Origin of the sequence: Pseudomonas putida (assembly GCF_030159595.1) — a bacterium.
In the GTDB taxonomy this organism is placed as follows: domain Bacteria; phylum Pseudomonadota; class Gammaproteobacteria; order Pseudomonadales; family Pseudomonadaceae; genus Aquipseudomonas; species Aquipseudomonas putida_AC.
In genome coordinates this window covers 279,708-302,434 of record NZ_BSKJ01000006.1, presented here as the reverse complement: position 1 = coordinate 302,434, position 22,727 = coordinate 279,708, and the positions used below count along the sequence as shown (strand labels likewise).

At 61.2% G+C, this 22,727-nt stretch carries 25 protein-coding genes; 15 read left to right on the top strand and 10 right to left on the bottom strand.

Annotation, left to right across the window (positions count from 1 at the left end; all coding sequences use genetic code 11):
* Nucleotides 1–4: 4 nt before the first annotated feature.
* A complete protein-coding gene (gene algW / locus QQL85_RS16025; RefSeq protein WP_284354460.1) occupies nt 5–1,165 on the bottom strand; it encodes a Do family serine endopeptidase AlgW in 1,161 nt (386 codons plus the stop codon).
* Between the two features lie 157 nt (nt 1,166–1,322).
* Between algW and QQL85_RS16020 the strand changes: the two genes are divergently transcribed.
* The 3 genes from QQL85_RS16020 to cysN all read left to right on the top strand — a co-directional run bounded on the left by QQL85_RS16020 (nt 1,323) and on the right by cysN (nt 5,165).
* Complete coding sequence (locus QQL85_RS16020) at nt 1,323–2,081, top strand: Nif3-like dinuclear metal center hexameric protein (RefSeq protein ID WP_105945726.1); 759 nt, start codon at nt 1,323–1,325, stop codon at nt 2,079–2,081.
* Nucleotides 2,082–2,330: 249 nt separating this feature from the next.
* Nucleotides 2,331–3,248 carry a sulfate adenylyltransferase subunit CysD gene (cysD, locus tag QQL85_RS16015; RefSeq protein WP_284354459.1) on the top strand — a complete coding sequence of 306 codons (918 nt, stop codon included), beginning with the start codon at nt 2,331–2,333 and terminating at the stop codon, nt 3,246–3,248.
* A gap of 15 nt (nt 3,249–3,263) precedes the next feature.
* Nucleotides 3,264–5,165, top strand: coding sequence for a sulfate adenylyltransferase subunit CysN (gene cysN / locus QQL85_RS16010; protein ID WP_284354458.1), 1,902 nt, complete (start codon nt 3,264–3,266; stop codon nt 5,163–5,165).
* Between the two features lie 144 nt (nt 5,166–5,309).
* Here cysN and QQL85_RS16005 read toward each other — a convergent pair whose 3' ends face one another.
* Nucleotides 5,310–5,789, bottom strand: coding sequence for an Lrp/AsnC family transcriptional regulator (locus QQL85_RS16005; RefSeq protein ID WP_016498026.1), 480 nt, complete (start codon nt 5,787–5,789; stop codon nt 5,310–5,312).
* A gap of 127 nt (nt 5,790–5,916) precedes the next feature.
* Between QQL85_RS16005 and QQL85_RS16000 the strand changes: the two genes are divergently transcribed.
* Nucleotides 5,917–7,125, top strand: coding sequence for a methionine gamma-lyase (locus QQL85_RS16000; RefSeq protein WP_284354457.1), 1,209 nt, complete (start codon nt 5,917–5,919; stop codon nt 7,123–7,125).
* A gap of 133 nt (nt 7,126–7,258) precedes the next feature.
* Nucleotides 7,259–7,645, top strand: coding sequence for a tail fiber domain-containing protein (locus QQL85_RS15995; protein ID WP_284354456.1), 387 nt, complete (start codon nt 7,259–7,261; stop codon nt 7,643–7,645).
* Between the two features lie 66 nt (nt 7,646–7,711).
* Here QQL85_RS15995 and QQL85_RS15990 read toward each other — a convergent pair whose 3' ends face one another.
* A complete protein-coding gene (locus QQL85_RS15990; RefSeq protein WP_016488987.1) occupies nt 7,712–8,149 on the bottom strand; it encodes a YhcB family protein in 438 nt (145 codons plus the stop codon).
* 135 nt (nt 8,150–8,284) lie between these two features.
* Between QQL85_RS15990 and QQL85_RS15985 the strand changes: the two genes are divergently transcribed.
* From QQL85_RS15985 to zapE, 3 genes are all read left to right on the top strand, one after another.
* Nucleotides 8,285–8,920, top strand: coding sequence for an alpha/beta hydrolase (locus QQL85_RS15985; RefSeq protein ID WP_284354455.1), 636 nt, complete (start codon nt 8,285–8,287; stop codon nt 8,918–8,920).
* 25 nt (nt 8,921–8,945) lie between these two features.
* A complete protein-coding gene (locus QQL85_RS15980) occupies nt 8,946–10,295 on the top strand; it encodes a tryptophan--tRNA ligase (RefSeq protein WP_284354454.1) in 1,350 nt (449 codons plus the stop codon).
* Nucleotides 10,296–10,379: 84 nt separating this feature from the next.
* Nucleotides 10,380–11,474, top strand: coding sequence for a cell division protein ZapE (zapE, locus tag QQL85_RS15975; protein WP_284354453.1), 1,095 nt, complete (start codon nt 10,380–10,382; stop codon nt 11,472–11,474).
* Between the two features lie 32 nt (nt 11,475–11,506).
* On the opposite strand, the gene QQL85_RS15970 is transcribed toward zapE, so the two are convergent.
* Nucleotides 11,507–12,427, bottom strand: coding sequence for a GlxA family transcriptional regulator (locus tag QQL85_RS15970; RefSeq protein WP_284354520.1), 921 nt, complete (start codon nt 12,425–12,427; stop codon nt 11,507–11,509).
* Nucleotides 12,428–12,616: 189 nt separating this feature from the next.
* A complete protein-coding gene (locus tag QQL85_RS15965; protein ID WP_284354452.1) occupies nt 12,617–13,657 on the bottom strand; it encodes an NADP(H)-dependent aldo-keto reductase in 1,041 nt (346 codons plus the stop codon).
* A 258-nt stretch (nt 13,658–13,915) separates the two neighbouring features.
* On the opposite strand from QQL85_RS15965, the gene rplM reads away from it, so the two are divergent.
* The 7 genes from rplM (at nt 13,916) to QQL85_RS15930 (ending at nt 18,779) form a co-directional block, all read left to right on the top strand.
* A complete protein-coding gene (rplM, locus tag QQL85_RS15960; RefSeq protein WP_003251819.1) occupies nt 13,916–14,344 on the top strand; it encodes a 50S ribosomal protein L13 in 429 nt (142 codons plus the stop codon).
* A 14-nt stretch (nt 14,345–14,358) separates the two neighbouring features.
* On the top strand, nt 14,359–14,751 hold the full coding sequence (rpsI, locus tag QQL85_RS15955) for a 30S ribosomal protein S9 (protein ID WP_003260797.1): 393 nt from the start codon (nt 14,359–14,361) through the stop codon (nt 14,749–14,751).
* Nucleotides 14,752–15,014: 263 nt separating this feature from the next.
* Complete coding sequence (gene petA, locus QQL85_RS15950; RefSeq protein WP_284354451.1) at nt 15,015–15,608, top strand: ubiquinol-cytochrome c reductase iron-sulfur subunit; 594 nt, start codon at nt 15,015–15,017, stop codon at nt 15,606–15,608.
* Entirely contained in the window at nt 15,608–16,819 is a 1,212-nt protein-coding gene (locus QQL85_RS15945; RefSeq protein WP_284354519.1) for a cytochrome b, read from the top strand. The genes petA and QQL85_RS15945 overlap by 1 nt, the downstream gene beginning before the upstream one ends.
* Nucleotides 16,819–17,598 (top strand): cytochrome c1, encoded by a 780-nt coding sequence (locus QQL85_RS15940; protein ID WP_012274075.1) that lies wholly within the window; start codon nt 16,819–16,821, stop codon nt 17,596–17,598. Before QQL85_RS15945 ends, QQL85_RS15940 begins: the two co-directional genes overlap by 1 nt.
* Nucleotides 17,599–17,716: 118 nt before the next feature.
* A complete protein-coding gene (locus tag QQL85_RS15935; RefSeq protein WP_284354450.1) occupies nt 17,717–18,340 on the top strand; it encodes a glutathione S-transferase N-terminal domain-containing protein in 624 nt (207 codons plus the stop codon).
* A gap of 10 nt (nt 18,341–18,350) precedes the next feature.
* Entirely contained in the window at nt 18,351–18,779 is a 429-nt protein-coding gene (locus QQL85_RS15930; protein ID WP_284354449.1) for a ClpXP protease specificity-enhancing factor, read from the top strand.
* A gap of 53 nt (nt 18,780–18,832) precedes the next feature.
* Here the strand turns inward: QQL85_RS15930 and QQL85_RS15925 are convergent, their stop codons facing one another.
* The 5 genes from QQL85_RS15925 to QQL85_RS15905 all read right to left on the bottom strand — a co-directional run bounded on the left by QQL85_RS15925 (nt 18,833) and on the right by QQL85_RS15905 (nt 22,577).
* A complete protein-coding gene (locus QQL85_RS15925) occupies nt 18,833–19,051 on the bottom strand; it encodes a YgdI/YgdR family lipoprotein (protein WP_012274072.1) in 219 nt (72 codons plus the stop codon).
* 82 nt (nt 19,052–19,133) lie between these two features.
* Entirely contained in the window at nt 19,134–19,712 is a 579-nt protein-coding gene (locus tag QQL85_RS15920) for a BON domain-containing protein (RefSeq protein WP_284354448.1), read from the bottom strand.
* Nucleotides 19,709–20,302: a phosphoheptose isomerase gene (locus QQL85_RS15915; RefSeq protein WP_016713550.1), complete on the bottom strand. Its 594-nt coding sequence runs from the start codon at nt 20,300–20,302 to the stop codon at nt 19,709–19,711. Before QQL85_RS15915 ends, QQL85_RS15920 begins: the two co-directional genes overlap by 4 nt.
* An 86-nt stretch (nt 20,303–20,388) precedes the next feature.
* Nucleotides 20,389–20,760, bottom strand: a complete 372-nt coding sequence (locus QQL85_RS15910; protein WP_284354447.1) for a YraN family protein — start codon at nt 20,758–20,760, stop codon at nt 20,389–20,391.
* On the bottom strand, nt 20,760–22,577 hold the full coding sequence (locus QQL85_RS15905; protein WP_284354446.1) for a penicillin-binding protein activator: 1,818 nt from the start codon (nt 22,575–22,577) through the stop codon (nt 20,760–20,762). Before QQL85_RS15905 ends, QQL85_RS15910 begins: the two co-directional genes overlap by 1 nt.
* Between the last annotated feature and the right edge of the window lie 150 nt (nt 22,578–22,727).

Sequence of the window (22,727 nt, the reverse complement as noted above, 5' to 3'; positions counted from 1 at the left end):
CGCTTTATTTCTCTTCCGGATTGGCCGCCGGCGCAGGCGGCGGCCGCAGCCCCACCTCGGCGATCAGCTTCAACTGCTCACCATTGCGCATCACCTCGATGGTGATCTTGTCGGTGGGCTTGATCCGCGCCACCTGGTTCATCGACTTGCGCCCGTCACCGGCCGGTTCGCCGTTGATGCTCAGGATCACGTCTCCCAGCTGCAACCCGGCCTTGGCCGCCGGCCCTTCGCGGAAGATACCGGCCACCACGATCCCTGGGCGGTCTTTCATGCCAAACGACTCGGCCAGCTCCTGGCTCAGCGGCTGTACTTCGATGCCCAGCCAGCCACGGATCACCTGGCCGTGCTCGACGATCGACTTCATCACCTCCAGCGCCAGTTTCACCGGGATGGCGAAGCCGATGCCCTGCGAACCGCCCGACTTGGAGAAGATCGCGGTATTGATGCCGACCAGGTTGCCATTGGCATCGACCAGCGCGCCGCCCGAGTTGCCCGGGTTGATCGCAGCGTCGGTCTGGATGAAGTCTTCGTAGTTGTTCAGGCCCAGCTGGTTGCGGCCAGTGGCGCTGATGATACCCATGGTGACCGTCTGACCGACGCCGAACGGGTTGCCGATGGCCAGCGACACGTCGCCGATGTGAATGGTGTCGGAGCGGCCGATGGTGATCGCGGGCAAGCTCTTCAGGTCGATCTTCAGCACCGCCAGGTCGGTTTCCGGGTCGCTGCCGATTACCCGGGCCAGGGGCTCGCGACCATCCTTCAGGGCCACGACGATCTGGTCGGCGCCACTGGTGACATGGTTATTGGTCAGCAGGTAGCCCTCGGGGCTCATGATCACTGCCGAGCCCAGGCTCGACTCCCAGCGGCGCTGCTTGGGCAGGTTGTCGCCAAAGAAGCGGCGGAACTGCGGGTCTTCGAACAGGGGGTGGGCGCTCTTGTTCACCACTTTGGTGGTGTACAGGTTGACCACCGCAGGCGCGGCCAGCGTCACCGCGTCGGCGTAGGACACCGGGCCCTGCATGATGCGAGTGGTTTGCGGCGCCTGTTGCAGGTTGACGTCCTGGCTGGGCAGACCGACCCATTCCGGGAAGCGCTGGATGATCAGCATGGCGATCAGCACGCCGGTAAGCAGGGGCCAGCCAAAGTAACGAAACGCCTTGAACATGAACGAATCCTGGAAAGAGCGGGGGCCAGTGGCCGCGCAGTGGGGCATGAGCGCGCGCGATCATACACCGGTTCCCCCAGTGCCGGCGACGGCCCATAATGGCCGGCATTATACGGGCCTTGGGCCCGAGAAAAGCGCAGTTTTCGAGGAGATTTTCATGGCCGTCGCTCTCAACACCCTGGTTGAAGAAGCCGAACGCTACCTGGGCAGCGCGAAGATCCAGGATTATTGCCCCAACGGCCTGCAGGTCGAAGGCCGGCCGCAGGTCAGCCGCATCGTCAGCGGTGTAACTGCCAGCCAGGCGTTGCTGGATGCAGCGGTCGAGGCCGAGGCCGACCTGGTGCTGGTGCACCATGGGTACTTCTGGAAGGGCGAGAACCCGTGCATTACGGGTATCCGCCAGCGTCGGCTGAAGACATTGCTGAACAACGATATCAGCCTGCTGGCATTTCACTTGCCGCTGGATGTGCACCCGGACGTGGGCAATAACGTGCAGTTGGCACGGCAACTGGACATCACTGTCGAAGGGCCGCTGGACCCGGAGAACCCCAAGGTGGTGGGACTGGTCGGCTCGCTGGTCGAACCGATGACCGCGCGCGATTTTGCCCGACGGGTGCAGGAGGTGCTGGGACGTGAGCCGTTGCTGATCGAAGGCGACGAGATGATCCGTCGGGTTGGCTGGTGCACCGGTGGCGGGCAGGGTTACATCGATACGGCGATTGCCGCCGGGGTGGACCTGTACCTGACGGGTGAGGCATCCGAGCAGACCTACCACAGTGCACGCGAGAACGGCGTCAGCTTCATCGCGGCCGGGCACCATGCCACCGAGCGTTACGGGGTGCAGGCACTGGGCGATTACCTGGCGCGGCGCTTTGCCGTGGAGCATCTGTTTATCGATTGCCCGAACCCCATCTGAGATCGGCGTCGCCTGTTTCGCGGGGTAAACCCGCTCCCACAGGTGCAGCGTTGCCTTCGGGGCTGGCGCGGTCCCTGTGGGAGCGGGTTTACCCGCGAAAGGGCCGGACCTGCCAGCCCAAACCCCCAGTCATATCGTTAGACCTTTTCGATCTAGTCCGCCGCCTAAATAGAAGTAGCCGCTGTGATAAAGTGGCTCGCTCGAACACGGCCCGCAGGCCGTCCATAAGATCGTTTTTCGTGAGTAGCCATGGTCGACAAACTGACGCACTTGAAACAGCTGGAGGCGGAAAGCATCCACATTATCCGCGAGGTGGCCGCCGAGTTCGACAACCCGGTGATGCTGTACTCGATCGGCAAGGATTCCGCCGTGATGCTGCACCTGGCGCGCAAGGCCTTCTTCCCGGGCAAGCTGCCGTTCCCGGTGATGCACGTCGACACCCAGTGGAAATTCCAGGAGATGTACAGCTTCCGCGACAAGATGGTCGAGGAAATGGGCCTGGAGCTGATCACCCACGTCAACCCCGAGGGTGTGGCGCAGGGCATCAACCCGTTCACCCATGGCAGCTCCAAGCACACCGACATCATGAAGACCCAGGGCCTGAAACAGGCGCTGGACAAGCATGGTTTCGACGCCGCCTTCGGTGGCGCGCGCCGCGACGAAGAGAAGTCGCGGGCCAAGGAGCGTGTTTACTCGTTCCGTGACAGCAAGCACCGCTGGGACCCGAAGAACCAGCGCCCCGAGCTGTGGAACGTATACAACGGCAAGGTCAACAAGGGCGAGTCGATCCGCGTCTTCCCGCTGTCTAACTGGACCGAGCTGGACATCTGGCAGTACATCTACCTCGAAGGCATCCCGATCGTGCCGCTGTACTTCGCCGCCGAGCGTGAAGTCATCGAGAAGAACGGCACCCTGATCATGATCGACGACGATCGCATCCTCGAGCATCTCACCGATGAAGAGAAAGCGCGCATCGTCAAGAAGAAGGTGCGTTTCCGTACCCTTGGCTGCTACCCGTTGACGGGTGCTGTCGAGTCGGAAGCCGAGACCCTGACGGACATCATTCAGGAAATGCTCCTGACCCGTACGTCCGAACGCCAGGGCCGTGTCATCGACCACGATGGCGCCGGTTCCATGGAAGACAAGAAACGCCAAGGCTACTTCTAATTTCAGGGTTACTCCATGTCGCACCAATCTGATCTGATCAGCGAGGACATCCTCGCCTACCTGGCCCAGCATGAGCGCAAGGAACTGCTGCGCTTCCTGACCTGCGGCAACGTCGACGACGGTAAGAGCACCCTGATCGGGCGCCTGCTGCACGACTCGAAGATGATCTACGAGGACCACCTCGAAGCCATCACCCGTGATTCGAAGAAAGTCGGCACCACCGGCGAAGAAGTCGACCTGGCACTGCTGGTCGACGGCCTGCAGGCCGAGCGCGAGCAGGGCATCACCATTGATGTTGCCTACCGCTACTTCTCCACCGCCAAGCGCAAGTTCATCATCGCCGACACCCCGGGCCACGAGCAGTACACCCGCAACATGGCCACCGGTGCGTCCACCTGTGACCTGGCGATCATCCTGGTCGATGCCCGCTACGGCGTGCAGACCCAGACCCGTCGCCACAGCTACATTGCCTCGCTGCTGGGCATCAAGCACATCGTGGTCGCGGTCAACAAGATGGACCTCAAGGGCTTCGATCAGGGCGTTTTCGAGTCGATCAAGGCCGACTACCTGCAGTTTGCCGAGGCCATTAACCTGACCCCGAGCAGCCTGCAGTTCGTGCCGATGTCGGCGCTCAAGGGCGACAACGTGGTCAACCACAGTGAGCGTTCGCCGTGGTACGCCGGCCCGACCCTGATGGAAATTCTTGAAACCGTCGAGGTGTCGGCCGACCGCAACTTCACCGACCTGCGCTTCCCGGTGCAGTATGTGAACCGCCCGAACCTGAACTTCCGCGGCTTCGCCGGCACCCTCGCCAGCGGCGTGGTGCACAAGGGTGACGAAATCGTCGTGCTGCCGTCGGGCAAGAGCAGCCGCGTCAAGTCCATCGTCACCTACGAAGGTGAACTGGAAAACGCCGGCCCAGGCCAGGCCGTGACCCTGACCATGGAAGACGAGATCGACATCTCCCGTGGCGACCTGTTGGTGCACGCCGACAACGTTCCGCCGGTAACCGACCAGTTCGATGCCATGCTGGTGTGGATGGCTGAAGAGCCGATGCTCCCGGGCAAGAAGTACGACATCAAGCGCGCCACCAGCTATGTGCCGGGCTCGATTGCCAGCATCACCCACAAGGTTGACGTGAATACCCTGGAGCAGGGCGCGGCCAGCGCACTGCAACTGAACGAGATCGGCCGCGTCAAGGTTGCGCTGGACGCCTCGATCGCCCTGGACGGTTACGACAGCAACCGCACCACCGGTGCGTTCATCGTCATCGACCGCCTGACCAACGGCACCGTTGGCGCCGGCATGATCATCGCTCCGCCTGTTCTGCCACACGGCAGCACCGGCCAGCATGGCAAGCAGGCCCATGTGTCTACCGAAGAGCGTGCACTGCGCTTCGGCCAGCAGCCAGCCACCGTGCTGTTCAGCGGCCTGTCCGGCGCTGGCAAGAGCACCCTGGCCTATGCCGTGGAGCGCAAGCTGTTCGACATGGGCCGTGCGGTGTATGTGCTCGATGGTCAGAACCTGCGCCACGACCTGAACAAGGGCCTGCCACAGGACCGCGCCGGCCGCACCGAGAACTGGCGCCGCGCCGCCCATGTGGCGCGCCAGTTCAACGAAGCCGGCCTGCTGACCCTGGCCGCGTTCGTGGCCCCGGATGCCGAAGGCCGCGAACAGGCCAAGGCACTGATCGGCAAAGAGCGCCTGGTGACCGTTTACGTCCAGGCCTCGCCACTGGCTTGCCGCGAGCGTGACCCGCAAGGCCTGTACGCGGCCGGTGGTGACAACATCCCGGGTGAAAGCTTCCCGTTCGATGTGCCGCTGGATGCAGACCTGGTGATCGACACCCAGTCCACTAGCGTGGACGAAGGTGTGAAGCTGGTGCTGGACGTGCTGCGTCAGCGCGGCGCGATCTAAGCGCAAGCCTGTAATGAAAAACCCCGCCTCGGCGGGGTTTTTTGTTGGCCGATTTGTAACAGAAACCTTAAGTGTGGCGCGTACCCTGTGGGAGCGGGCTTGCCCGCGAACATGGGCGAAGCCCGTGCCATCCACGCAAGTCGTTCAGATGTGTTTCTCCGACACCGGTATCACCCGTCTTTCCTTCACCGCCTTGTAGGAAAAACTCGAATAGATCTCCTTCACCCCCGGCAGTCGCTGCAGCACTTCCCGAGTGAATTCCCCGAACGACTCCAGGTCCCGCGCCAGAATCTCCAGCAAAAAGTCATAGCGCCCGGAGATGTTGTGGCAGGCCACGATCTCGGGAATTTCCATCAGCCGCTGCTCGAACGCCAGTGCCATGTCCTTGGTGTGCGAGTCCATCATGATGCTGACGAACGCGGTCACGCCAAACCCCAGCGACTTGGGCGAGAGGATGGCCTGGTAGCCGGTGATGTAGCCGTTGTCTTCCAGCAGCTTGACCCGGCGCCAGCAGGGCGAGGTGGTGAGCGCCACCTGGTCGGCGAGTTCGGCGACGGTGAGGCGGGCGTTGTCCTGCAGAGCGGCTAGCAGGGCGCGGTCGGTGCGGTCGAGGCTTGAAGGCATAATTTGCCCTCCTGATCCGTTATTTATTGTTTTTGTTCCAGCATGCACGCAGATGCGTGGGCTACTTTGGAAAAAATCGGGCAGCTCGGTGGCATAAGCTTATAGCAAACCACAAGAGGCTGTTGCCATGCGCGACTCCCATAACAACACCGGTTTTTCCACACGGGCCATTCACCATGGCTACGACCCGCTTTCCCACGGTGGTGCCCTGGTGCCGCCGGTGTACCAGACCGCTACCTATGCCTTCCCGACCGTCGAGTACGGCGCTGCCTGCTTCGCCGGGGAGGAGGCGGGGCACTTCTACAGCCGCATCTCCAACCCCACCCTGGCCTTGCTGGAGCAACGCATGGCCTCGCTGGAGGGCGGTGAGGCGGGATTGGCGCTGGCGTCGGGGATGGGTGCCATTACTTCGACCATCTGGACCCTGCTGCGGCCTGGGGATGAGCTGATCGTCGGGCGCACCTTGTATGGCTGCACGTTCGCGTTCCTGCACCATGGTATCGGCGAGTTCGGGGTCAAGATCCACCATGTCGACCTTAACGATGCTAATGCCCTGAAAGCGGCGATCAACAGTAAAACGCGAATGATCTACTTCGAAACACCAGCCAACCCCAATATGCAACTGGTGGATATATCGGCGGTCGTCGAAGCCACGCGTGGGCGTGATGTGCTGGTGGTGGTCGACAACACCTACTGCACGCCTTACCTGCAACGGCCACTTGAGCTAGGGGCGGACCTGGTGGTGCATTCGGCAACCAAGTACCTCAGTGGTCATGGCGACATCACCGCAGGCTTGGTGGTGGGGCGCAAGGCGTTGGTCGACCGCATTCGCCTTGAAGGTCTGAAAGACATGACCGGGGCAGTGCTGTCGCCACACGATGCGGCGTTGCTGATGCGCGGAATCAAGACCCTTGCCCTGCGCATGGACCGGCATTGCAGCAATGCCCAGCAGGTGGCCGAGTTTCTGGCCCGGCAGCCGCAGGTGGAGCTGATTCATTACCCGGGGTTGCCGTCGTTCGCGCAGTACGAACTGGCCCAGCGGCAGATGCGCCAGCCGGGCGGGATGATTGCCTTTGAGCTCAAGGGTGGTATCGAGGCGGGGCGGCGCTTCATGAATGCGCTACAGCTGTTTGCGCGGGCGGTGAGCTTGGGGGATGCCGAGTCGTTGGCGCAGCACCCGGCGAGCATGACGCACTCTAGCTATACACCTAAAGAGCGCGAGCATCATGGTATCTCCGAGGGGCTGGTCCGGCTCTCGGTTGGGTTAGAGGATATCGACGACTTGCTGGCTGATGTGGAGCAGGCGCTCAGCCGCTGTGCCGTTTGTGCACGATAAAATTCCTACATAACTGCGTCGTTTTTCACGAGTATCTAAAGAATGCTCTCATGGAGGAGGTTGAAGTGGGAGCTTAGTTTGGGTGTACAGACGGAAAACACTCCGTATCCGTTGATCACCTGAAGGCATAATCATGAAGTTCAAAAATGCAGTTTCTCGCATCGCTCTGGTTCTCGCATCTGTTACTGCCAGCGGAGCGGTTTTGGCCAGTGGTGATGTAGGCCAGCCATGCTGTCCTTTCAGCGATGCACGGCTGAAGACATCTCCCGAGGCCCTGAAGGGAGCTACTGAGCAATTGCTGAGGTTGCAAGGAGTAACGTTCACCTGGAAAGAAACGGGGCGAAAAGATATTGGCTTGATGGCTCAAGATGTCCAAGCGGTTTATCCAGAGCTCGTTCATCAAAAGGGTGAGCTGTTAACTGTGGACTACCAGAAGGTGGTGGCGCCGTTGATCGAGTCGATACGCGAGCTGAATCAGCGCATCGACGTGCTGGAAAAGAGTCAAGCCAAGGCGCTGTAACAAGCGAGCCTGGTAAATGCAGGTTGCACAAAAAAGGCCTCTCACGAGGCCTTTTCCATGTTCAGTTCAGCGCTTGAGCCCGTAGCTCTCGTCGAGCATGCCCGGCGAGTTCGGCGCTTTTGGCGCATAGTCGCGCGGCACTTCGGCAGTGTCTTTCGGCGGGGTCAGGCGGTCACGCGGGCCTTGCGGCGCTTCGGAATGCAGTGCGGCCAGCAGGCGCTGGCGGGTGACTTCATCAAGGGCCAGGCTGTTGGCGCCTTCGGCCAGGTGATCCTGTACGTCCTGGTAGCTCTGGGTCAGTTTCTTGACCAGCATGGCGGTGCTGTTGAAGTGGGTGACCACTTCGTTCTGGTAGCTGTCGAAGCGCTTCTGGATGTCATCCAGTTGGCGCTGGGTGTTGCTCGGCGCCGCGTTGGGCAGCAGGCGGGCAACAATGAAACCGACCGCCACACCGATGACCAGGGCCAGGGTTGGCAACAACCAAACAAGGAGCGAGAGTTCCACGAGTCCTTCCTCTATAAACGGCTTTGCTTTACGTTAACGGCTCAGACCTGCGCTGTATACCGCGAGCGATCGCAAATCAGAACAGAATTCCTCACCTAGACGAATCGACCCTTCCCGAGGTCACGGAGTAGTGCCTTGCTTGTCCGCGAAACCCCCTTGTTCATCGATGGCCCCAGCGGCCAGCTGGAAGCCTTGTACCTGGACGTGGCCGACGCCCGTGGCGCGGTACTGATCTGCCATCCCAACCCGGTCCAGGGCGGCACCATGCTCAACAAGGTGGTCTCGACCCTGCAACGCACCGCTCGCGATGCCGGCTATGTGACCCTGCGTTTCAACTACCGTGGCGTCGGCCAGAGCGCCGGCAGCCATGACATGGGGGCCGGCGAAGTGGCCGATGCCGAGGCCGCCGCCGCCTGGCTGCGTGCGAGGCACCCCGAGCTGCCACTGGTACTCATGGGCTTCTCGTTCGGCGGTTTCGTTGCAACCAGCCTGGCCGGCCGCCTGGAAGCCGCCGGGGTAACGCTGCAACACTTGTTCATGATTGCCCCGGCAGTCATGCGCCTGACGGCCGAATTCCCGCTGCCACAGCACTGCCCGATCACTGTGGTGCAGCCCGATGCCGACGAAGTGGTCGCGCCGCAGCTGGTTTACGAATGGTCCGACAGCCTGTCGCGCCCCCATGAGCTGCTGAAAGTGGCAGAATGCGGACACTTCTTCCATGGCAAGCTGACCGATCTGAAGGATCTGCTGCTGCCGCGCCTTTCGAACTGAGCCAAGCCTGAATAAGCGAACACCCATGACCACGCGCATTCTTACCGGTATCACCACCACCGGCACTCCGCACCTGGGCAACTACGCCGGCGCCATTCGCCCTGCGATCCGTGCCAGCGAGCAGCCCGGTGCCGACTCGTTCTACTTCCTGGCCGACTACCACGCCCTGATCAAGTGCGACGACCCGCTGCGTATCCAGCGTTCGCGCCTGGAAATCGCCGCCACCTGGCTGGCCGGTGGCCTGGACCCGGACAAGGTGACCTTCTACCGCCAGTCCGACATCCCGGAAATCCCCGAGCTGACCTGGCTGCTGACCTGCGTTGCAGCCAAGGGCCTGCTGAACCGCGCCCATGCCTACAAGGCCTCGGTGGACAAGAACGTCGAGAACGGCGAAGACCCGGACGCCGGCGTGACCATGGGCCTGTTCAGCTACCCGGTGCTGATGGCTGCGGACATCCTGATGTTCAACGCCAACAAGGTGCCGGTCGGCCGTGACCAGATCCAGCATGTGGAAATGGCCCGCGACATCGGCCAGCGCTTCAACCACCTGTTCGGCCAGGGAAAGGACTTCTTCGCCCTGCCGGAAGCGGTGATCGAGGAGAGCGTGGCGACCCTGCCGGGCCTGGACGGGCGCAAGATGTCCAAGAGCTACGACAACACCATCCCGCTGTTCACCAGCGCCAAGGACATGAAAGACGCCATCTCGCGCATCGTCACCGACTCGCGCGCGCCAGGCGAAGCGAAAGACCCGGACAATTCGCACCTGTTCACCCTGTACCAGGCCTTCTCGACGCCGGAGCAATGCACCGAGTTCCGCGAAGAGCTGTTGCAGGGCCTGGGTTGGGGTGATGCCAAGCAGCGCCTGTTCCAGCTGCTGGATGGCCAATTGGCCGAGAAGCGCGAGTACTACCACCAGCTGATCGCCCGCCCGGCGGACCTGGAAGACATCCTGCTGGCCGGCGCCGCCAAGGCCCGCAAGATTGCCACGCCGTTCCTCGAACAACTGCGCGAGTCCGTTGGCCTGCGTTCGTTCCGCAGCAGCGTGCAAGCCGGCACCGAGGTGAAGAAGAAGGCTGCCAAGAGCGCACGCTTCGTCAGCTTCCGCGACGAAGACGGCAGCTTCCGCTTCCGCCTGCTGGCCGCTGACGGCGAGCAACTGCTGCTGTCGCGCAGCTTCGCCGATGGCAAGAGCGCCGGCGCCGTGAGCAAGCAATTGCAGCAGGGTGGCGAGGCCGATGTACGCGTCGAAGGCCTGAGCTTCGGCCTGTGGCTGAATGGCGAGCAGGTTGCCGACGGGCCGCAGTTCGACAGCGCCGAAGCCTGTGATGCGGCCATTCAAAGCCTGCGTGATGCCCTGGCACCACAGCAGGACTGAGGCATATTGACGCAAGTCTGATTGCCATTAAGCGGGCCTGTCGCTACAGTGACGGCCCGTTTTTTGTTGCCTCGCTAACGAATCATGACTCCCTTAGAACGCTATCAAGCAGATCTGAAACGTCCCGACTTCTTCCATGACGCGGCGCAGGAAACTGCGGTGCGTCACCTGCAGCGCCTGTACGACGACCTGGTACACGCGCAGAACAACAAGCCGGGCGTGTTCGGCAAGCTGTTCGGCAAGAAGGAACAGACCCCGGTCAAGGGCCTGTACTTCTGGGGTGGGGTAGGGCGAGGCAAGACCTACCTGGTCGATACCTTCTACGAAGCGCTGCCGTTCAAGCAGAAGATGCGTACGCACTTCCACCGCTTCATGAAGCGTGTGCACGAGGAAATGAAAACCCTCAAGGGCGAGAAGAACCCGCTGACCATCATCGCCAAGCGCTTCAGTGAAGAAGCCAAGGTGATCTGCTTCGATGAATTCTTCGTGTCGGACATCACCGACGCCATGATCCTCGGCACCTTGATGGAAGAGCTGTTCAAGAACGGCGTGTCGCTGGTGGCCACCTCCAACATCGTGCCGGACGGCCTGTACAAAGACGGTCTGCAACGTGCGCGTTTCCTGCCGGCCATCGCCATGATCAAGCAGTACACCGATGTGGTGAACGTTGACAGCGGCGTCGATTATCGCCTGCGTCACCTGGAGCAGGCCGAACTGTTCCACTTCCCGCTCAATGATGCGGCGCACCAGAGCATGCGCGCCAGCTTCAAGGCGCTGACCCCTGAGTGCACCCAGGCGGTCGAAAACGATGTGCTGATGATCGAGAACCGTCCGATCAATGCGCTGCGGACTTGCGACGACGTGGCCTGGTTCGACTTCCGCGCCCTCTGCGACGGGCCGCGCAGCCAGAACGACTACATCGAACTGGGCAAGATCTTCCATGCCGTGCTGCTGAGCAATGTGGAGCAGATGGGTGTCGCTACCGACGATATCGCCCGCCGCTTCATCAACATGGTGGACGAGTTCTACGACCGTAACGTCAAGCTGATCATCTCGGCCGAGGTGGAGCTGAAAGACCTGTATACCGGTGGGCGTCTGAGCTTCGAGTTCCAGCGCACCCTCAGCCGGTTGCTGGAGATGCAGTCGCACGAATTCCTGTCGCGCGCGCACAAGCCGTAAGATCTTGGGGCTGCAAAGCAGCCCCATTGGCCTCAAGCCTCTTGCATGAACTGCTGCCGATACTGGTTCGGCGACAACTCGGTATGCTGGCGGAACAGCCGCGCAAAGAAGCTGGCATCGTCATAACCGACCTCATAGCTGATGGTCTTGATGCTCTTGCGCGTGCTCGACAACAACCCCTTGGCCGTCTCGATCCGTAGCCGTTGTAGATAATGCAGCGGCTTGTCACCCGTCGCGCCCTGAAAGCGGCGCATGAAGTTGCGGATGCTCATGCCGTGGTTGCGGGCAACGTCCTCGAAGCGGAACTTGTCGGCGAAGTGCTCCTCCAGCCAGTGCTGGATCTGCAAAATGATCAGGTCCTGGTGCAGTTTCTGCCCGCCAAAGCCCATACGCCCCGGGGTGTAGTTGCGCTGCACCTCGTAGAGGATGTCGCGGGCCACGGCCCGGGCCACGTTGGCGCCGCAGAAACGTTCGATCAGGTAGATGTACAGGTCGCAAGCCGAGGTGGCGCCGCCAGCGCAATAGATATTGTCGGCGTCGGTCAGGTGCTTGTCCTGGTTCAGGCGGATCTTCGGGAAGCGCTCGGCAAAGCTGGTGAAGAAGCGCCAATAGGTGGTCGCCTCCTTGCCATCGAGCAGGCCGGATTCTGCCAGCCAGAACACGCCACTGGCTTCGGCACACAGCACAGCGCCACGCGCATGCTGCTCTCGCAGCCACGGCAACACCTGTGGGTAACGTTGCAGCAGGTTGTCGAAGTCGTCCCAGTAGGCCGGGAGGATGATCACATCGGCGTCATCCAGTCCTCCGTCGACGGGTAGCTGCACGTTGCTGAAGCTGTCCACGGGCTGGCCGTCAGGGCTCACCAGACAGATTTCGAACATGGGCTGCAGGCCCAGGCCCAGTTGTTTGCTGTAGCGCAGGCTGGCGAGGTGGAAGAAATCCTTGGCTTGCATCAAGGTCGAAGCAAACACCTTGTCAATGGCCAGGATGCTGACGCGCCGCAGCGACGCGGAGGGTTGGGTAAACATCATTGTCATTGTTCTTATAGGGTAGAGTGGTCAATCACCGGCTGGATCGTCTTATTTTTTGGCGATTGTGTCTACCCCGTGTAGCAGAGGGGCTGCTTTGCAGCCCGTTTCGGCTCAAGGCGCCGGGTTTGGCTGCTCCTTATGAAGGGCTTCGATCGCTGCCAGTAGCTCGTCACTCAGGTTCAGTTCAAGGCTGGCCAGGTTGCTGTCCAGCTGCTCCAGGCTGGTCGCGCCAATGATGTTGCTGGTCACGAATGGCTGCCGGGTAACGAATGCCAGGGCCATCTGTGCCGGGTCCAGGCCATGCTCGCGGGCCAGTTGCACATAGCGGCTGCAGGCCGTCACGGTCTGCGGGTTGGAGTAGCGGGCAAAGCGGCTGAACAGGGTCAGACGGGCATTTTCCGGCCGTGCACCGTTCTCGTATTTGCCCGAGAGCATGCCGAAGGCCAGCGGCGAATAGGCCAGCAGGCCGCACTGCTCACGAATGGCCACTTCCGCCAGGCCTACCTCGAAGCTGCGGTTGAGCAGGTTGTACGGGTTCTGGATCGACACCGCCCGCGGCCAGCCGCGGCTTTCGGCCAGTTGCAGGAACTTCATGGTGCCCCATGGCGTTTCGTTGGACAGGCCGACGTGGCGGATCTTGCCTGCACGCACCTGCTCGTCGAGCACTTCGAGGGTTTCTTCCAGCGGGGTGAAGTGGTCTTGTGGCAGGTGCTGGTAGCCCAGTTTGCCGAAGAAGTTGGTGCTGCGCTCCGGCCAGTGCAGTTGGTACAGGTCGATACGGTCGGTTTGCAGGCGCTTCAGGCTTTCGTCCAGCGCCGCGACGATGTGCTGGCGGTTGTGCTTGAGCTGGCCGTCGCGAATGTGGCTGATACCGTTACCGGGGCCGGCAACCTTGCTGGCCAGGATCCACTCGTCGCGGTCACCCTGCTCACGGAACCAGTTGCCGATGATGCGCTCGGTGGCCGCGTAGGTTTCCGGGCGGGGCGGCACCGGGTACATTTCGGCGGTGTCGATGAAGTTGATCCCGGCGGCCTTGGCCCGGGCGATCTGTTCGAAGGCTTCGGCCTGAACGTTCTGTTCGCCCCAGGTCATGGTGCCCAGGCACAGGGCGCTGACGTTGAGGTCGGTACGGCCGAGCTGGCGGTATTCCATCGGTTAGACACTCCTTGGCAATAGAAGCCCATCAAAGCAGGTTGAAATTTTTCGCGCAATCTGGATAATTCAGCCCCTCTCCGCGTGGCGGAAGTGATGCACCATCACGCAGGAAGAACCCCGTCGAACATTGGCGTGCCCGACCCGAGCCCCCAAAAGCGTCAGCGTTCGGCTGCGCGTTTGCCCTTGGCAAGCCGTGCACTATCCAGTAAGATTCGCCGTCTATTTTTCGCTGGGCGGCCTCTGAGGCTTTAGAGAATGAAAACTTTTACTGCTAAACCGGAAACAGTAAAGCGCGAGTGGTTCGTAGTCGACGCCGCTGGCCAGACCCTGGGTCGTCTGGCTACCGAAATCGCTACCCGTCTGCGTGGCAAGCACAAACCAGAATACACCCCTCACGTTGACACCGGCGACTACATCGTCGTTATCAACGCCGAGCAGGTTCGTGTGACTGGTGCCAAGTCTTCCGACAAAATGTACTACTCCCACTCCGGTTTCCCGGGCGGTATCAAGGAAATCAACTTCGAGAAGTTGATCGCCAAGGCCCCTGAGCGTGTTATCGAAACCGCGGTCAAAGGCATGCTGCCTAAGAACCCGCTGGGTCGCGACATGTACCGCAAGCTGAAAGTGTACGCGGGTGCTGCTCACCCACACACTGCTCAGCAGCCTCAAGAACTGAAGATCTAACGGGAAGGTTCATTATGTCGGCGACTCAAAACTACGGCACTGGCCGTCGCAAGACCGCAACCGCTCGCGTATTCCTGCGTCCGGGTACTGGTAACATTTCCATCAACAACCGTTCTCTGGACGTGTTCTTCGGTCGCGAAACCGCTCGCATGGTTGTTCGTCAGCCGCTCGAGCTGACCGAAACCGTTGAGAAGTTCGACATCTACGTCACCGTTTCCGGTGGTGGTGTCAGCGGTCAGGCCGGTGCGATCCGTCACGGTATCACCCGCGCTCTGATGGAATACGACGAAACCCTGCGTGGCGCTCTGCGTCGTGCTGGCTACGTCACCCGCGACGCTCGTGAAGTCGAGCGTAAGAAAGTGGGTCTGCGTAAAGCGCGTAAGCGTCCTCAGTACTCCAAGCGTTAATACCGCTTCGGCAGTCGAGAAAAGCCCGGTTCCTTGGAACCGGGCTTTTTTTTTGGCTTGAACTAACCTGTCAGCATGTCAGTGGCCACTTGTCGCATAGACGCAGATCAAGCAAAGCGCGGGTTGTCGCCCCTTGCTGGGGTAATCACCTTGTCAGTGTGTGGATTTGTTTCTTACCATGGCGGCCAATTTTTAGTGCCATTGACACAACCTAAGTACAAGCCTGGTTCAACAGGCCAAGCAAGCTGATGGGAGAGGACTGAATGAGCAATGACGGCGTCAACGCAGGCCGGCGCCGCTTCCTCGTAGCCGCGACATCCGTGGTCGGGGCAGCGGGAGCAGTGGGGGCTGCGGTACCGTTCGTGGGGTCATGGTTTCCCAGTGCCAAGGCGAAAGCCGCAGGTGCACCGGTGAAGGTCAATATCGCCAAGGTCGAGCCAGGGCAGCAGATGGTCGCCGAGTGGCGTGGCCAGCCGGTGTTCATCGTGCGGCGAACGGAGGAGATTCTTGGTAACCTGAAAAAAATCACCGGCGACCTGTCTGATCCAGAGTCCAAGGCCTCGGTGCAGCCGACCTATGTCGATCCGCAGGTTCGCTCGATCAAGCCAGAAATTCTCATCCTCGTAGGCCTGTGCACGCACTTGGGCTGCTCGCCAACCTTCCGCCCGGAAGTGGCGCCCGCAGATCTCGGTCCGAAGTGGGTTGGCGGCTATTTCTGCCCATGCCACGGCTCCCACTACGACCTGGCTGGCCGTGTCTACAAATCGCAGCCAGCGCCTCTCAACCTGCCAGTGCCGCCGCACTCTTATGAGTCGGATGACCTCGTCGTCATCGGCGTCGACCAGGAGAAAGCATGATGAGCAAGTTCATGGACTGGATTGACGCTCGCTTCCCCGCCACCAAGATGTGGGAAGATCACCTGAGTAAGTATTACGCGCCCAGGAATTTCAACTTCCTGTACTTCTTCGGCTCCCTGGCATTGCTGGTACTGGTCAACCAGATCGTCACTGGTGTGTGGCTGACCATGAGCTTCACCCCCTCGGCGGAAGAGGCCTTCGCCTCGGTCGAGTACATCATGCGTGATGTGGAATACGGCTGGATCCTGCGCTACTTGCACTCCACCGGTGCGTCAGCGTTCTTCATCGTGGTCTACCTGCACATGTTCCGTGGCTTGCTCTACGGCTCCTACCAGAAGCCGCGTGAGCTGGTCTGGCTGTTCGGCATGCTGATCTACCTGGCGCTGATGGCCGAAGCCTTCATGGGTTACCTGCTGCCGTGGGGCCAGATGTCGTACTGGGGGGCCCAGGTAATCATCTCGCTGTTCGGTGCCATACCGGTGATCGGTGACGATCTTACCCAGTGGATTCGCGGCGACTACCTGATCTCGGGTATCACCCTGAACCGCTTCTTTGCCTTGCATGTGGTTGCGCTGCCAATCGTTATCTTGGGCCTGGTGGTGCTGCACATCCTGGCCCTCCACGAAGTGGGCTCGAACAACCCCGATGGCGTCGACATCAAGAAGAAAAAGGACGAAAACGGCATTCCGTTGGACGGCATTCCGTTCCACCCTTATTACACCGTCAAGGACATTGTCGGCGTGGTGGTGTTCCTGTTCGTGTTCTGCGCCGTGGTGTTCTTCTTCCCGGAAATGGGGGGTTACTTCCTGGAGAAGCCGAACTTCGAGCAGGCCAATGCCTTCAAGACACCTGAGCACATTGCGCCTGTGTGGTACTTCACACCCTTCTACGCCATCTTGCGTGCGGTGCCTGACAAGCTGATGGGCGTTATTGCCATGGGGGCAGCCATCGCCGTGCTGTTCGTATTGCCTTGGCTCGACCGCAGTCCGGTGCGTTCCATGCGTTACAAGGGCTGGATCAGCAAGGTCTTCCTGCTGGTGTTCTGCGTAGCCTTCGTCATTCTCGGCGTGTTGGGCGTACTGGCGCCGACACCTGGGCGTACCTTGCTGTCGCAGGTGTGCACGGTGTTGTACTTCGCTTACTTCCTGCTGATGCCGTTCTACACAAGGCTCGAGAAGACCAAACCGGTTCCGGAAAGGGTGACTGGCTGATGAAAAAGTTGATTGCAGTATTTTTGCTGGCAGTGATGCCTGCCTTTTCCTTCGCTGCCGAACATGGCCTGGAGCTGGACAAGGCCGATATCGACCTGACCGACAAGGCCGCGATGCAGGATGGTGCGCGTACCTTTGCCAACTATTGCATGGGTTGCCACAGTGCCAAGTTCCAGCGTTACGAGCGGGTGGCCGATGACCTTGGCATCCCCCACGAGCTGATGCTGGAGAAACTGGTGTTCACCGGTGCCAAGATCGGTGACCACATGCAGATCGGCATGAAGCCCAGTGACGCCAAAACCTGGTTCGGTGCTGCGCCGCCCGACCTGACCCTGGTGGCCCGGGTGCGTGGGACCGACTGGCTTTACACCTACCTGCGCAGCTTCTACGAGGACCCATCGCGGCCTTACGGGGTGAACAACAAGGTGTTCCCGAACGTCGGCATGCCTAACGTGCTGGTCGGCCTGCAAGGCAACCAGGTGATTGGTTGCAAGCAGGTGCAGACCGTGACCGATGGCAAGAAGCAATTCGACCCGTTGACCGGCAGCCCGATCACTCATGAAGCCTGCGACCAGCTGACCATTACGCCGAAATCCGGTACCCTGACGACCGAGCAGTTCGACGAGAAGGTCAAGAACCTGGTGACCTTCCTGGCCTATTCGGCCAACCCGGTCAAACTGGAAAGCCAGCGCATCGGTACCTATGTGTTGCTGTACCTGGCTTTCTTCTTCGTATTCGCCTACTTGCTCAAGCGTGAATACTGGAAGGACGTGCACTGATCACGCAGTAGTTTCTGGTTGTTGAACGCGCCCGGGGCGCCCTGGCAGAAATGCTGGCGGCGCCCCGGGCGCGTTTTCATTTACAGTTGCACAAGCATCCCGTGCGAGGAGCCGTTACATGGGCGCAACCAACAGGTTAGCCTGCTATTCCGACCCCGCTGATCACTATTCTCATCGGGTACGCCTGGTGCTGGCCGAGAAGGGCGTCAGCGTGCAGGTCATCGATGTCGATCCCGCCCGCCTGCCGCCCAAGTTGGCTGAGGTGAACCCTTATGGCAGCGTGCCGACCCTGGTCGACCGTGACTTGGCGTTGTATGAATCGACCGTGGTGATGGAATACCTCGAGGAGCGTTACCCGCACCCGCCGCTGATGCCGGTTTATCCGGTTGCGCGCGGCAACAGCCGTTTGCTGATGCACCGCATCCAGCGCGACTGGTGTACCTTGGCCGACACCGTGCTGGACTCGCGCAGCACCGAGGCCGCCCGTGCCGAGGCGCGCAAGGCCCTGCGCGAAAGCCTGACCGGCGTCTCGCCATTGTTCGGTGAGTACGCCTGTTTCATGAGTGAGGATCAAAGCCTGGTCGATTGTTGTCTACTGCCCATACTCTGGCGTCTGCCGGTGTTGGGTATCGAATTGCCGCGGCAAGCCAAGCCGCTGCTGGATTACATGGAGCGGCAGTTCGCTCGCGAGCCTTTCCTGGCGAGCCTGTCCTCCGTAGAACGTGAAATGCGCAAGCTTTAAGGAGCTGTTGATGAACTCCAGTCGCCCCTATCTGGTTCGAGCACTGTATGAGTGGATCGTCGACAACGATTGCACGCCCCACATGCTGGTCAATGCCGAATTCCCGAAGGTTCAGGTGCCGGATGGTTTCGCCAGTGATGGCCAGATCGTCTTGAATATCTCGCCGAGTGCCGTGCGCAGCCTGCACATGGACAACGATGCGGTCAGCTTTGAGGGTCGCTTCAGTGGCGTGGCCCACTCGCTGTTCGTGCCGATTGGCGCCATCCTGGGTATCTACGCGCGTGAAAATGGCCAGGGCATGGTCTTCGAGTTGGAGTCGCCGATGGATGGCGATGAGCTGGAAGACGATGACGTGCAGCCGGACGACGATGGCCCGCCAGAAGGCGGCGGCCAGCCGCCGCGCCCAAGTGGCCGGCCAAGCCTGAAAGTGGTCAAGTAACAAAAAAAAGGCGATCCAATCGGATCGCCTTTTTCTTTGCCGCCAACTTCGGGTTACAGGTCGCTGATGGTGCGTACCTGGTCCTTGTTGATGCGGGTGCGCTTGCCGTCGAGTTGCTGGAACTCGTAGAAACCGGCGTCGCGGTCGAACTTCGGTGCGTCGACAGCCTGGATTTCACGGCCATCGTTGAGGGTAATCAGGCTTGGGGTGGAGCAGCCGGCCAGGGTGGCGAAGGTACCGATCAGCAGGGCAGGCAGCAGAAGCTTTTTCATGCGGTGTTTCCTGGGTATCTGAAAAGACGGGTGTTGTGTTTGCCTGAGTCGCCGCTAACGGCAGGCTCAGGCAGTCAGTGAATCAGTCGATGTACTCGAACAGTTTGACGATCTTCTGCACGCCCGACACGCTTTGGACAACGGCAGTGGCCGAGTTGGCTTCTTGCTGGGTCACAAGGCCGAGCAGGTAGACGATTCCGTTCTCGGTAATCACCTTGATGCGTGAGCTGGGCACGGCATTGTCGGTCAGCATCTGGGTCTTGATCTTGGTGGTCAGCCAGGCATCGTTGTTGCGCGCCAGGATGGAGGAGGGCTGCATCACCTGCAGCTCGTTGTGCACTTTCTTGACCCGTTGTACCTGGCCGGCGGTTTGCTCGGCGAGGTTCTTGAGGTCGGCGCGCGGGGTTTGCCCGGCCAGCAGGACGATGCCGTTGTAGCTGCTGACAACGATGTGCGAGCCCTTGTCCAGGTCTGGGCTGGCCTTGGAAATGTTCACGGCGGCTTTGGTCTCGATCAGCGAATCGTCGATCTTGCTGCCGATGGTGCGCGTGCCGCGATCGTCCTCGATGGGCGAATTGCGCGTAGAGGTAAGTACCGAGCTGCAACCGGTGACGCTCAGGCAAAGGGTCAGGGCCATCAGGCCGAGGCGCATAGGGGTCATTCTTCACTCCCGAACAGTTGGCTGTCGATCAGGTCGCACAGGCAGTGGATCGCCAGCAGGTGGACTTCCTGGATGCGCGCGGTAACGGCGGAAGGTACGCGGATTTCCACGTCTTCGGGCAGCAGCAGCGAAGCCATGCCGCCGCCGTCGCGGCCAGTCAATGCTACGACAATCATTTCGCGGTCATGTGCGGCCTGGATCGCCTGGATCACGTTGGCCGAGTTGCCGCTGGTGGAGATCGCCAGCAGAACGTCACCGGGTTGGCCCAGGGCGCGGATCTGCTTGGAAAAGACTTCGTTGTAGCTGTAGTCGTTTGCGATCGAGGTCAGGGTCGAGCTGTCGGTGGTCAGCGCGATGGCCGGCAAGCTCGGGCGCTCGCGCTCGAAACGGTTGAGCAGCTCCGACGAAAAGTGCTGGGCGTCACCGGCCGAGCCGCCGTTGCCACAGGCGAGCATCTTGCCTTCATTGAGCAGCGCATTGACCATGACCAGGCTGGCCTGCTCGATGTGCGGTGCCAGGATGTCCATTGCCTGTTGCTTGGTGTCGATGCTGGCCTGGAACAGCCGGCGAATTCGGGATTGCATGTCCATCTGGTGACCTTAAATGGGGCGGTGGCCTTTGCTACGCGCAACAGTGACCAGCCCGCGATACATAGAGCAAAAAAAACGAAGTGGGTTCAGCATTCGAAGGCGTTTTTCAGCCATTGAAGCGGTCTGCCTGCATGGTGGCTGCCCTGCAGGGCGACTACGTCGAAGCGGCAGGGGTGGTTGCCCCAATGGGGCTCCTTCTGCAGGAACAGGGTGGCGGCAAGCACCAACCGTTTCTGCTTGCGCCCGTCGATACTGTCGAGGGCGCCTCCGAAGCCCGCGTGCAACCGGTAGCGGACTTCGACGAATACTACTGTATCGGCGTCAAGCATGACCAGATCAAGCTCACCGCCTTTGCATCGCCAGTTGCGCGCCAGTAGCTGCAGGCCCTGCCCCTGAAGGTATTCAAGGGCCTGGGTTTCTGCTGCTTGCCCGGCGCGGGTAGGCGATGCTGCGGCCATCAACGCACGGTGTCGGGCAGGCGCTTGACCTGGCCGCCGGTAAATTCGGCCCATGGCAGCTGGCGCTCGACGCGTTGGTTGGCGTTGATGCTAAGGCTGCCCGAAAGGCCCATGACGCGGTTGTCCGGCAGCGCTTTCAGCTGGCCCAGGCGTGGCGCCAGGCTGTAGGCATCGACGCCCATGGCATACAGGCGGCCCAGGCTGCCAGCGGCTTGCGGCCACTGCTGCACAACCTGTTGACGCAGGCTGTTGCTGGTGTCGAGCAGCCACGGCGTTTCGCAGAAGCGGATGCCGTTCATGTCGTTGTACTGGTTGACGTCGCCGCTGGCACTGTACAGGTTCGAGGTGGCGTAGACCGGCACGTCACCGGCGTACTGGAAGTTCAGGGTCGGCTTGATCTGCTGTGCCTGTTGCGGGGTCGAGGCGAGGAAGATGAAGTCGATGTCTTGGCGGCGCGAAGGTTGTGCCGCGATGCTGCCGCCTACCGTGCTTTGCAGGCTCTTGGCGCGGCCTTCGCTCTGGCGCAGCTGGAACAGGTCGGCAATCTGTTGGGCCAGGGCAACCGGCTGGGCGATGCGCTCGGCAGCGAGCACGGTACCGCCATTACCTTCCCAGTCCTGGCGGAAGGCGGCCAGAACGCGGTCGCCCCATTCGCCACTCGGCACCAGGGCCACGGCACGGACCATGCCGTCGGCGCGGGCGCGGCGGGCGACTTCGCGCGCTTCGTCTTCGGCAGCCAAACCGAACTGGAACAGTTGTGGCGGGGCTTTCTGACCGGCGTCAGCGTAGTTCAGGGCCAGGGTGGTAATTGGCAGCTGCGGTTTGGCGGCCAGTTGCTTCACCAGTGGTTTTTCCAGCGGGCCGATGACCAGTTGCACGCCAGCGGCCTGGGCCTGGCGATAGAAGTCGTCGAGCGAGCCGATGCGCGAGCTATCGAACACCTGTACCGCAGGCGCTGGCTGACCGGCTTGCTGAGCCTGGAAGTGAGCAGCCATGAAGCCGTCGCGCAGGGCGCGGGCGACACCGGCCAGCGGGCCCTCCTGTGGCAGAAGCAGGGCGATCTTGGTCAGCGGTTGGCTGGCCAGCTCCTTGAGCTTGGTCAGTGCCAGTGGCAGTTGCTGGGCGGCCGGGTGGTCCGGGTGCTGCTTGACCCAGGTTTCGATGGCGGCTTGCTGCTGTTCCAGGGTGCCGGCGCTTTTCACGGCGAAGGCCAGGCTGGTCCATCCCGTCAGGGTCTGGTCGTTGGCTGGCTGCTGCAGCTGCTCTGCCGGCAACGAGGCGACGAGTGCCCAGATGGCATCATTGTTGGTGCTGGCGGCCGGGCCGCTGAGCAGCGGGGTCAGCAGTACGCGTTGTTGCGCGGCAGCCAGGGCCTGGCCGTCGGCTTCCAGGGCGGCGGCGTGCACACTGTAGGTGCGCGCTTGCTGCTCTGCCGGCAGCTCGGCTACGCGTTGCAGGCTGGGGTGGGCCAGTGCGGTCAGCGCCGCCTTGGGCTGGTTGCGGCTCATGGCCAGCTCGGCAGCGAGGGTGCTGGCGAACACTTGCTGGGCCGGCTTGAGCGTGTCCAGCGGGACTTGCTCAAGAATGCGTGCGGCGCGTGGGAAGTCCTTCTGCTTGTAAGCCAGGTCGGCCGCACTCAGGCGCAGCAGGGCGGCGTCTTCCGCAGACTTGCTGGAAGCGGCCTTTTCGAGCAGTTGCTCGATGCTGGCATCCGGGGTGCGTGGCAGTTCGCCCAGGCTGGATGAGGGCGAGCTGGCGCAGGCTGCCAGCAGGGCGGCGAGGCAGAGGGCGGTGAGCAGCCGCAGGCAAGCGATCATGTAAAGGTCCTGTTACTCGATCAAGTTGGCCGGCAATTGTACCCAAGCACTGGCCGGGGCGCGATGTTGCTGTGCTGATCCTTCACTATAGGTGGCCTGCCGCTGATCGCTGGCGAAGTTCTTTGCGCCCTGTTGCAGGCGCTCGGGCTA

Coding starts and splice junctions, on each gene's coding strand:
- QQL85_RS15905 (WP_284354446.1), bottom strand. CDS start 22,577: ATGATCGCTTGCCTGCGGCTGCTCACCGCCCTCTGCCTCGCCGCCCTG.
- QQL85_RS15920 (WP_284354448.1), bottom strand. CDS start 19,712: ATGACCCCTATGCGCCTCGGCCTGATGGCCCTGACCCTTTGCCTGAGC.
- QQL85_RS15930 (WP_284354449.1), top strand. CDS start 18,351: ATGAACTCCAGTCGCCCCTATCTGGTTCGAGCACTGTATGAGTGGATC.
- QQL85_RS16020 (WP_105945726.1), top strand. CDS start 1,323: ATGGCCGTCGCTCTCAACACCCTGGTTGAAGAAGCCGAACGCTACCTG.
- QQL85_RS15910 (WP_284354447.1), bottom strand. CDS start 20,760: ATGGCCGCAGCATCGCCTACCCGCGCCGGGCAAGCAGCAGAAACCCAG.
- QQL85_RS16005 (WP_016498026.1), bottom strand. CDS start 5,789: ATGCCTTCAAGCCTCGACCGCACCGACCGCGCCCTGCTAGCCGCTCTG.
- algW (WP_284354460.1), bottom strand. CDS start 1,165: ATGTTCAAGGCGTTTCGTTACTTTGGCTGGCCCCTGCTTACCGGCGTG.
- rpsI (WP_003260797.1), top strand. CDS start 14,359: ATGTCGGCGACTCAAAACTACGGCACTGGCCGTCGCAAGACCGCAACC.
- QQL85_RS15965 (WP_284354452.1), bottom strand. CDS start 13,657: ATGGAATACCGCCAGCTCGGCCGTACCGACCTCAACGTCAGCGCCCTG.
- QQL85_RS15970 (WP_284354520.1), bottom strand. CDS start 12,427: ATGCAAGCCAAGGATTTCTTCCACCTCGCCAGCCTGCGCTACAGCAAA.
- cysD (WP_284354459.1), top strand. CDS start 2,331: ATGGTCGACAAACTGACGCACTTGAAACAGCTGGAGGCGGAAAGCATC.
- QQL85_RS15945 (WP_284354519.1), top strand. CDS start 15,608: ATGAGCAAGTTCATGGACTGGATTGACGCTCGCTTCCCCGCCACCAAG.
- QQL85_RS15995 (WP_284354456.1), top strand. CDS start 7,259: ATGAAGTTCAAAAATGCAGTTTCTCGCATCGCTCTGGTTCTCGCATCT.
- petA (WP_284354451.1), top strand. CDS start 15,015: ATGAGCAATGACGGCGTCAACGCAGGCCGGCGCCGCTTCCTCGTAGCC.
- QQL85_RS15925 (WP_012274072.1), bottom strand. CDS start 19,051: ATGAAAAAGCTTCTGCTGCCTGCCCTGCTGATCGGTACCTTCGCCACC.
- rplM (WP_003251819.1), top strand. CDS start 13,916: ATGAAAACTTTTACTGCTAAACCGGAAACAGTAAAGCGCGAGTGGTTC.
- QQL85_RS16000 (WP_284354457.1), top strand. CDS start 5,917: ATGCGCGACTCCCATAACAACACCGGTTTTTCCACACGGGCCATTCAC.
- QQL85_RS15915 (WP_016713550.1), bottom strand. CDS start 20,302: ATGGACATGCAATCCCGAATTCGCCGGCTGTTCCAGGCCAGCATCGAC.
- zapE (WP_284354453.1), top strand. CDS start 10,380: ATGACTCCCTTAGAACGCTATCAAGCAGATCTGAAACGTCCCGACTTC.
- QQL85_RS15940 (WP_012274075.1), top strand. CDS start 16,819: ATGAAAAAGTTGATTGCAGTATTTTTGCTGGCAGTGATGCCTGCCTTT.
- QQL85_RS15980 (WP_284354454.1), top strand. CDS start 8,946: ATGACCACGCGCATTCTTACCGGTATCACCACCACCGGCACTCCGCAC.
- cysN (WP_284354458.1), top strand. CDS start 3,264: ATGTCGCACCAATCTGATCTGATCAGCGAGGACATCCTCGCCTACCTG.
- QQL85_RS15935 (WP_284354450.1), top strand. CDS start 17,717: ATGGGCGCAACCAACAGGTTAGCCTGCTATTCCGACCCCGCTGATCAC.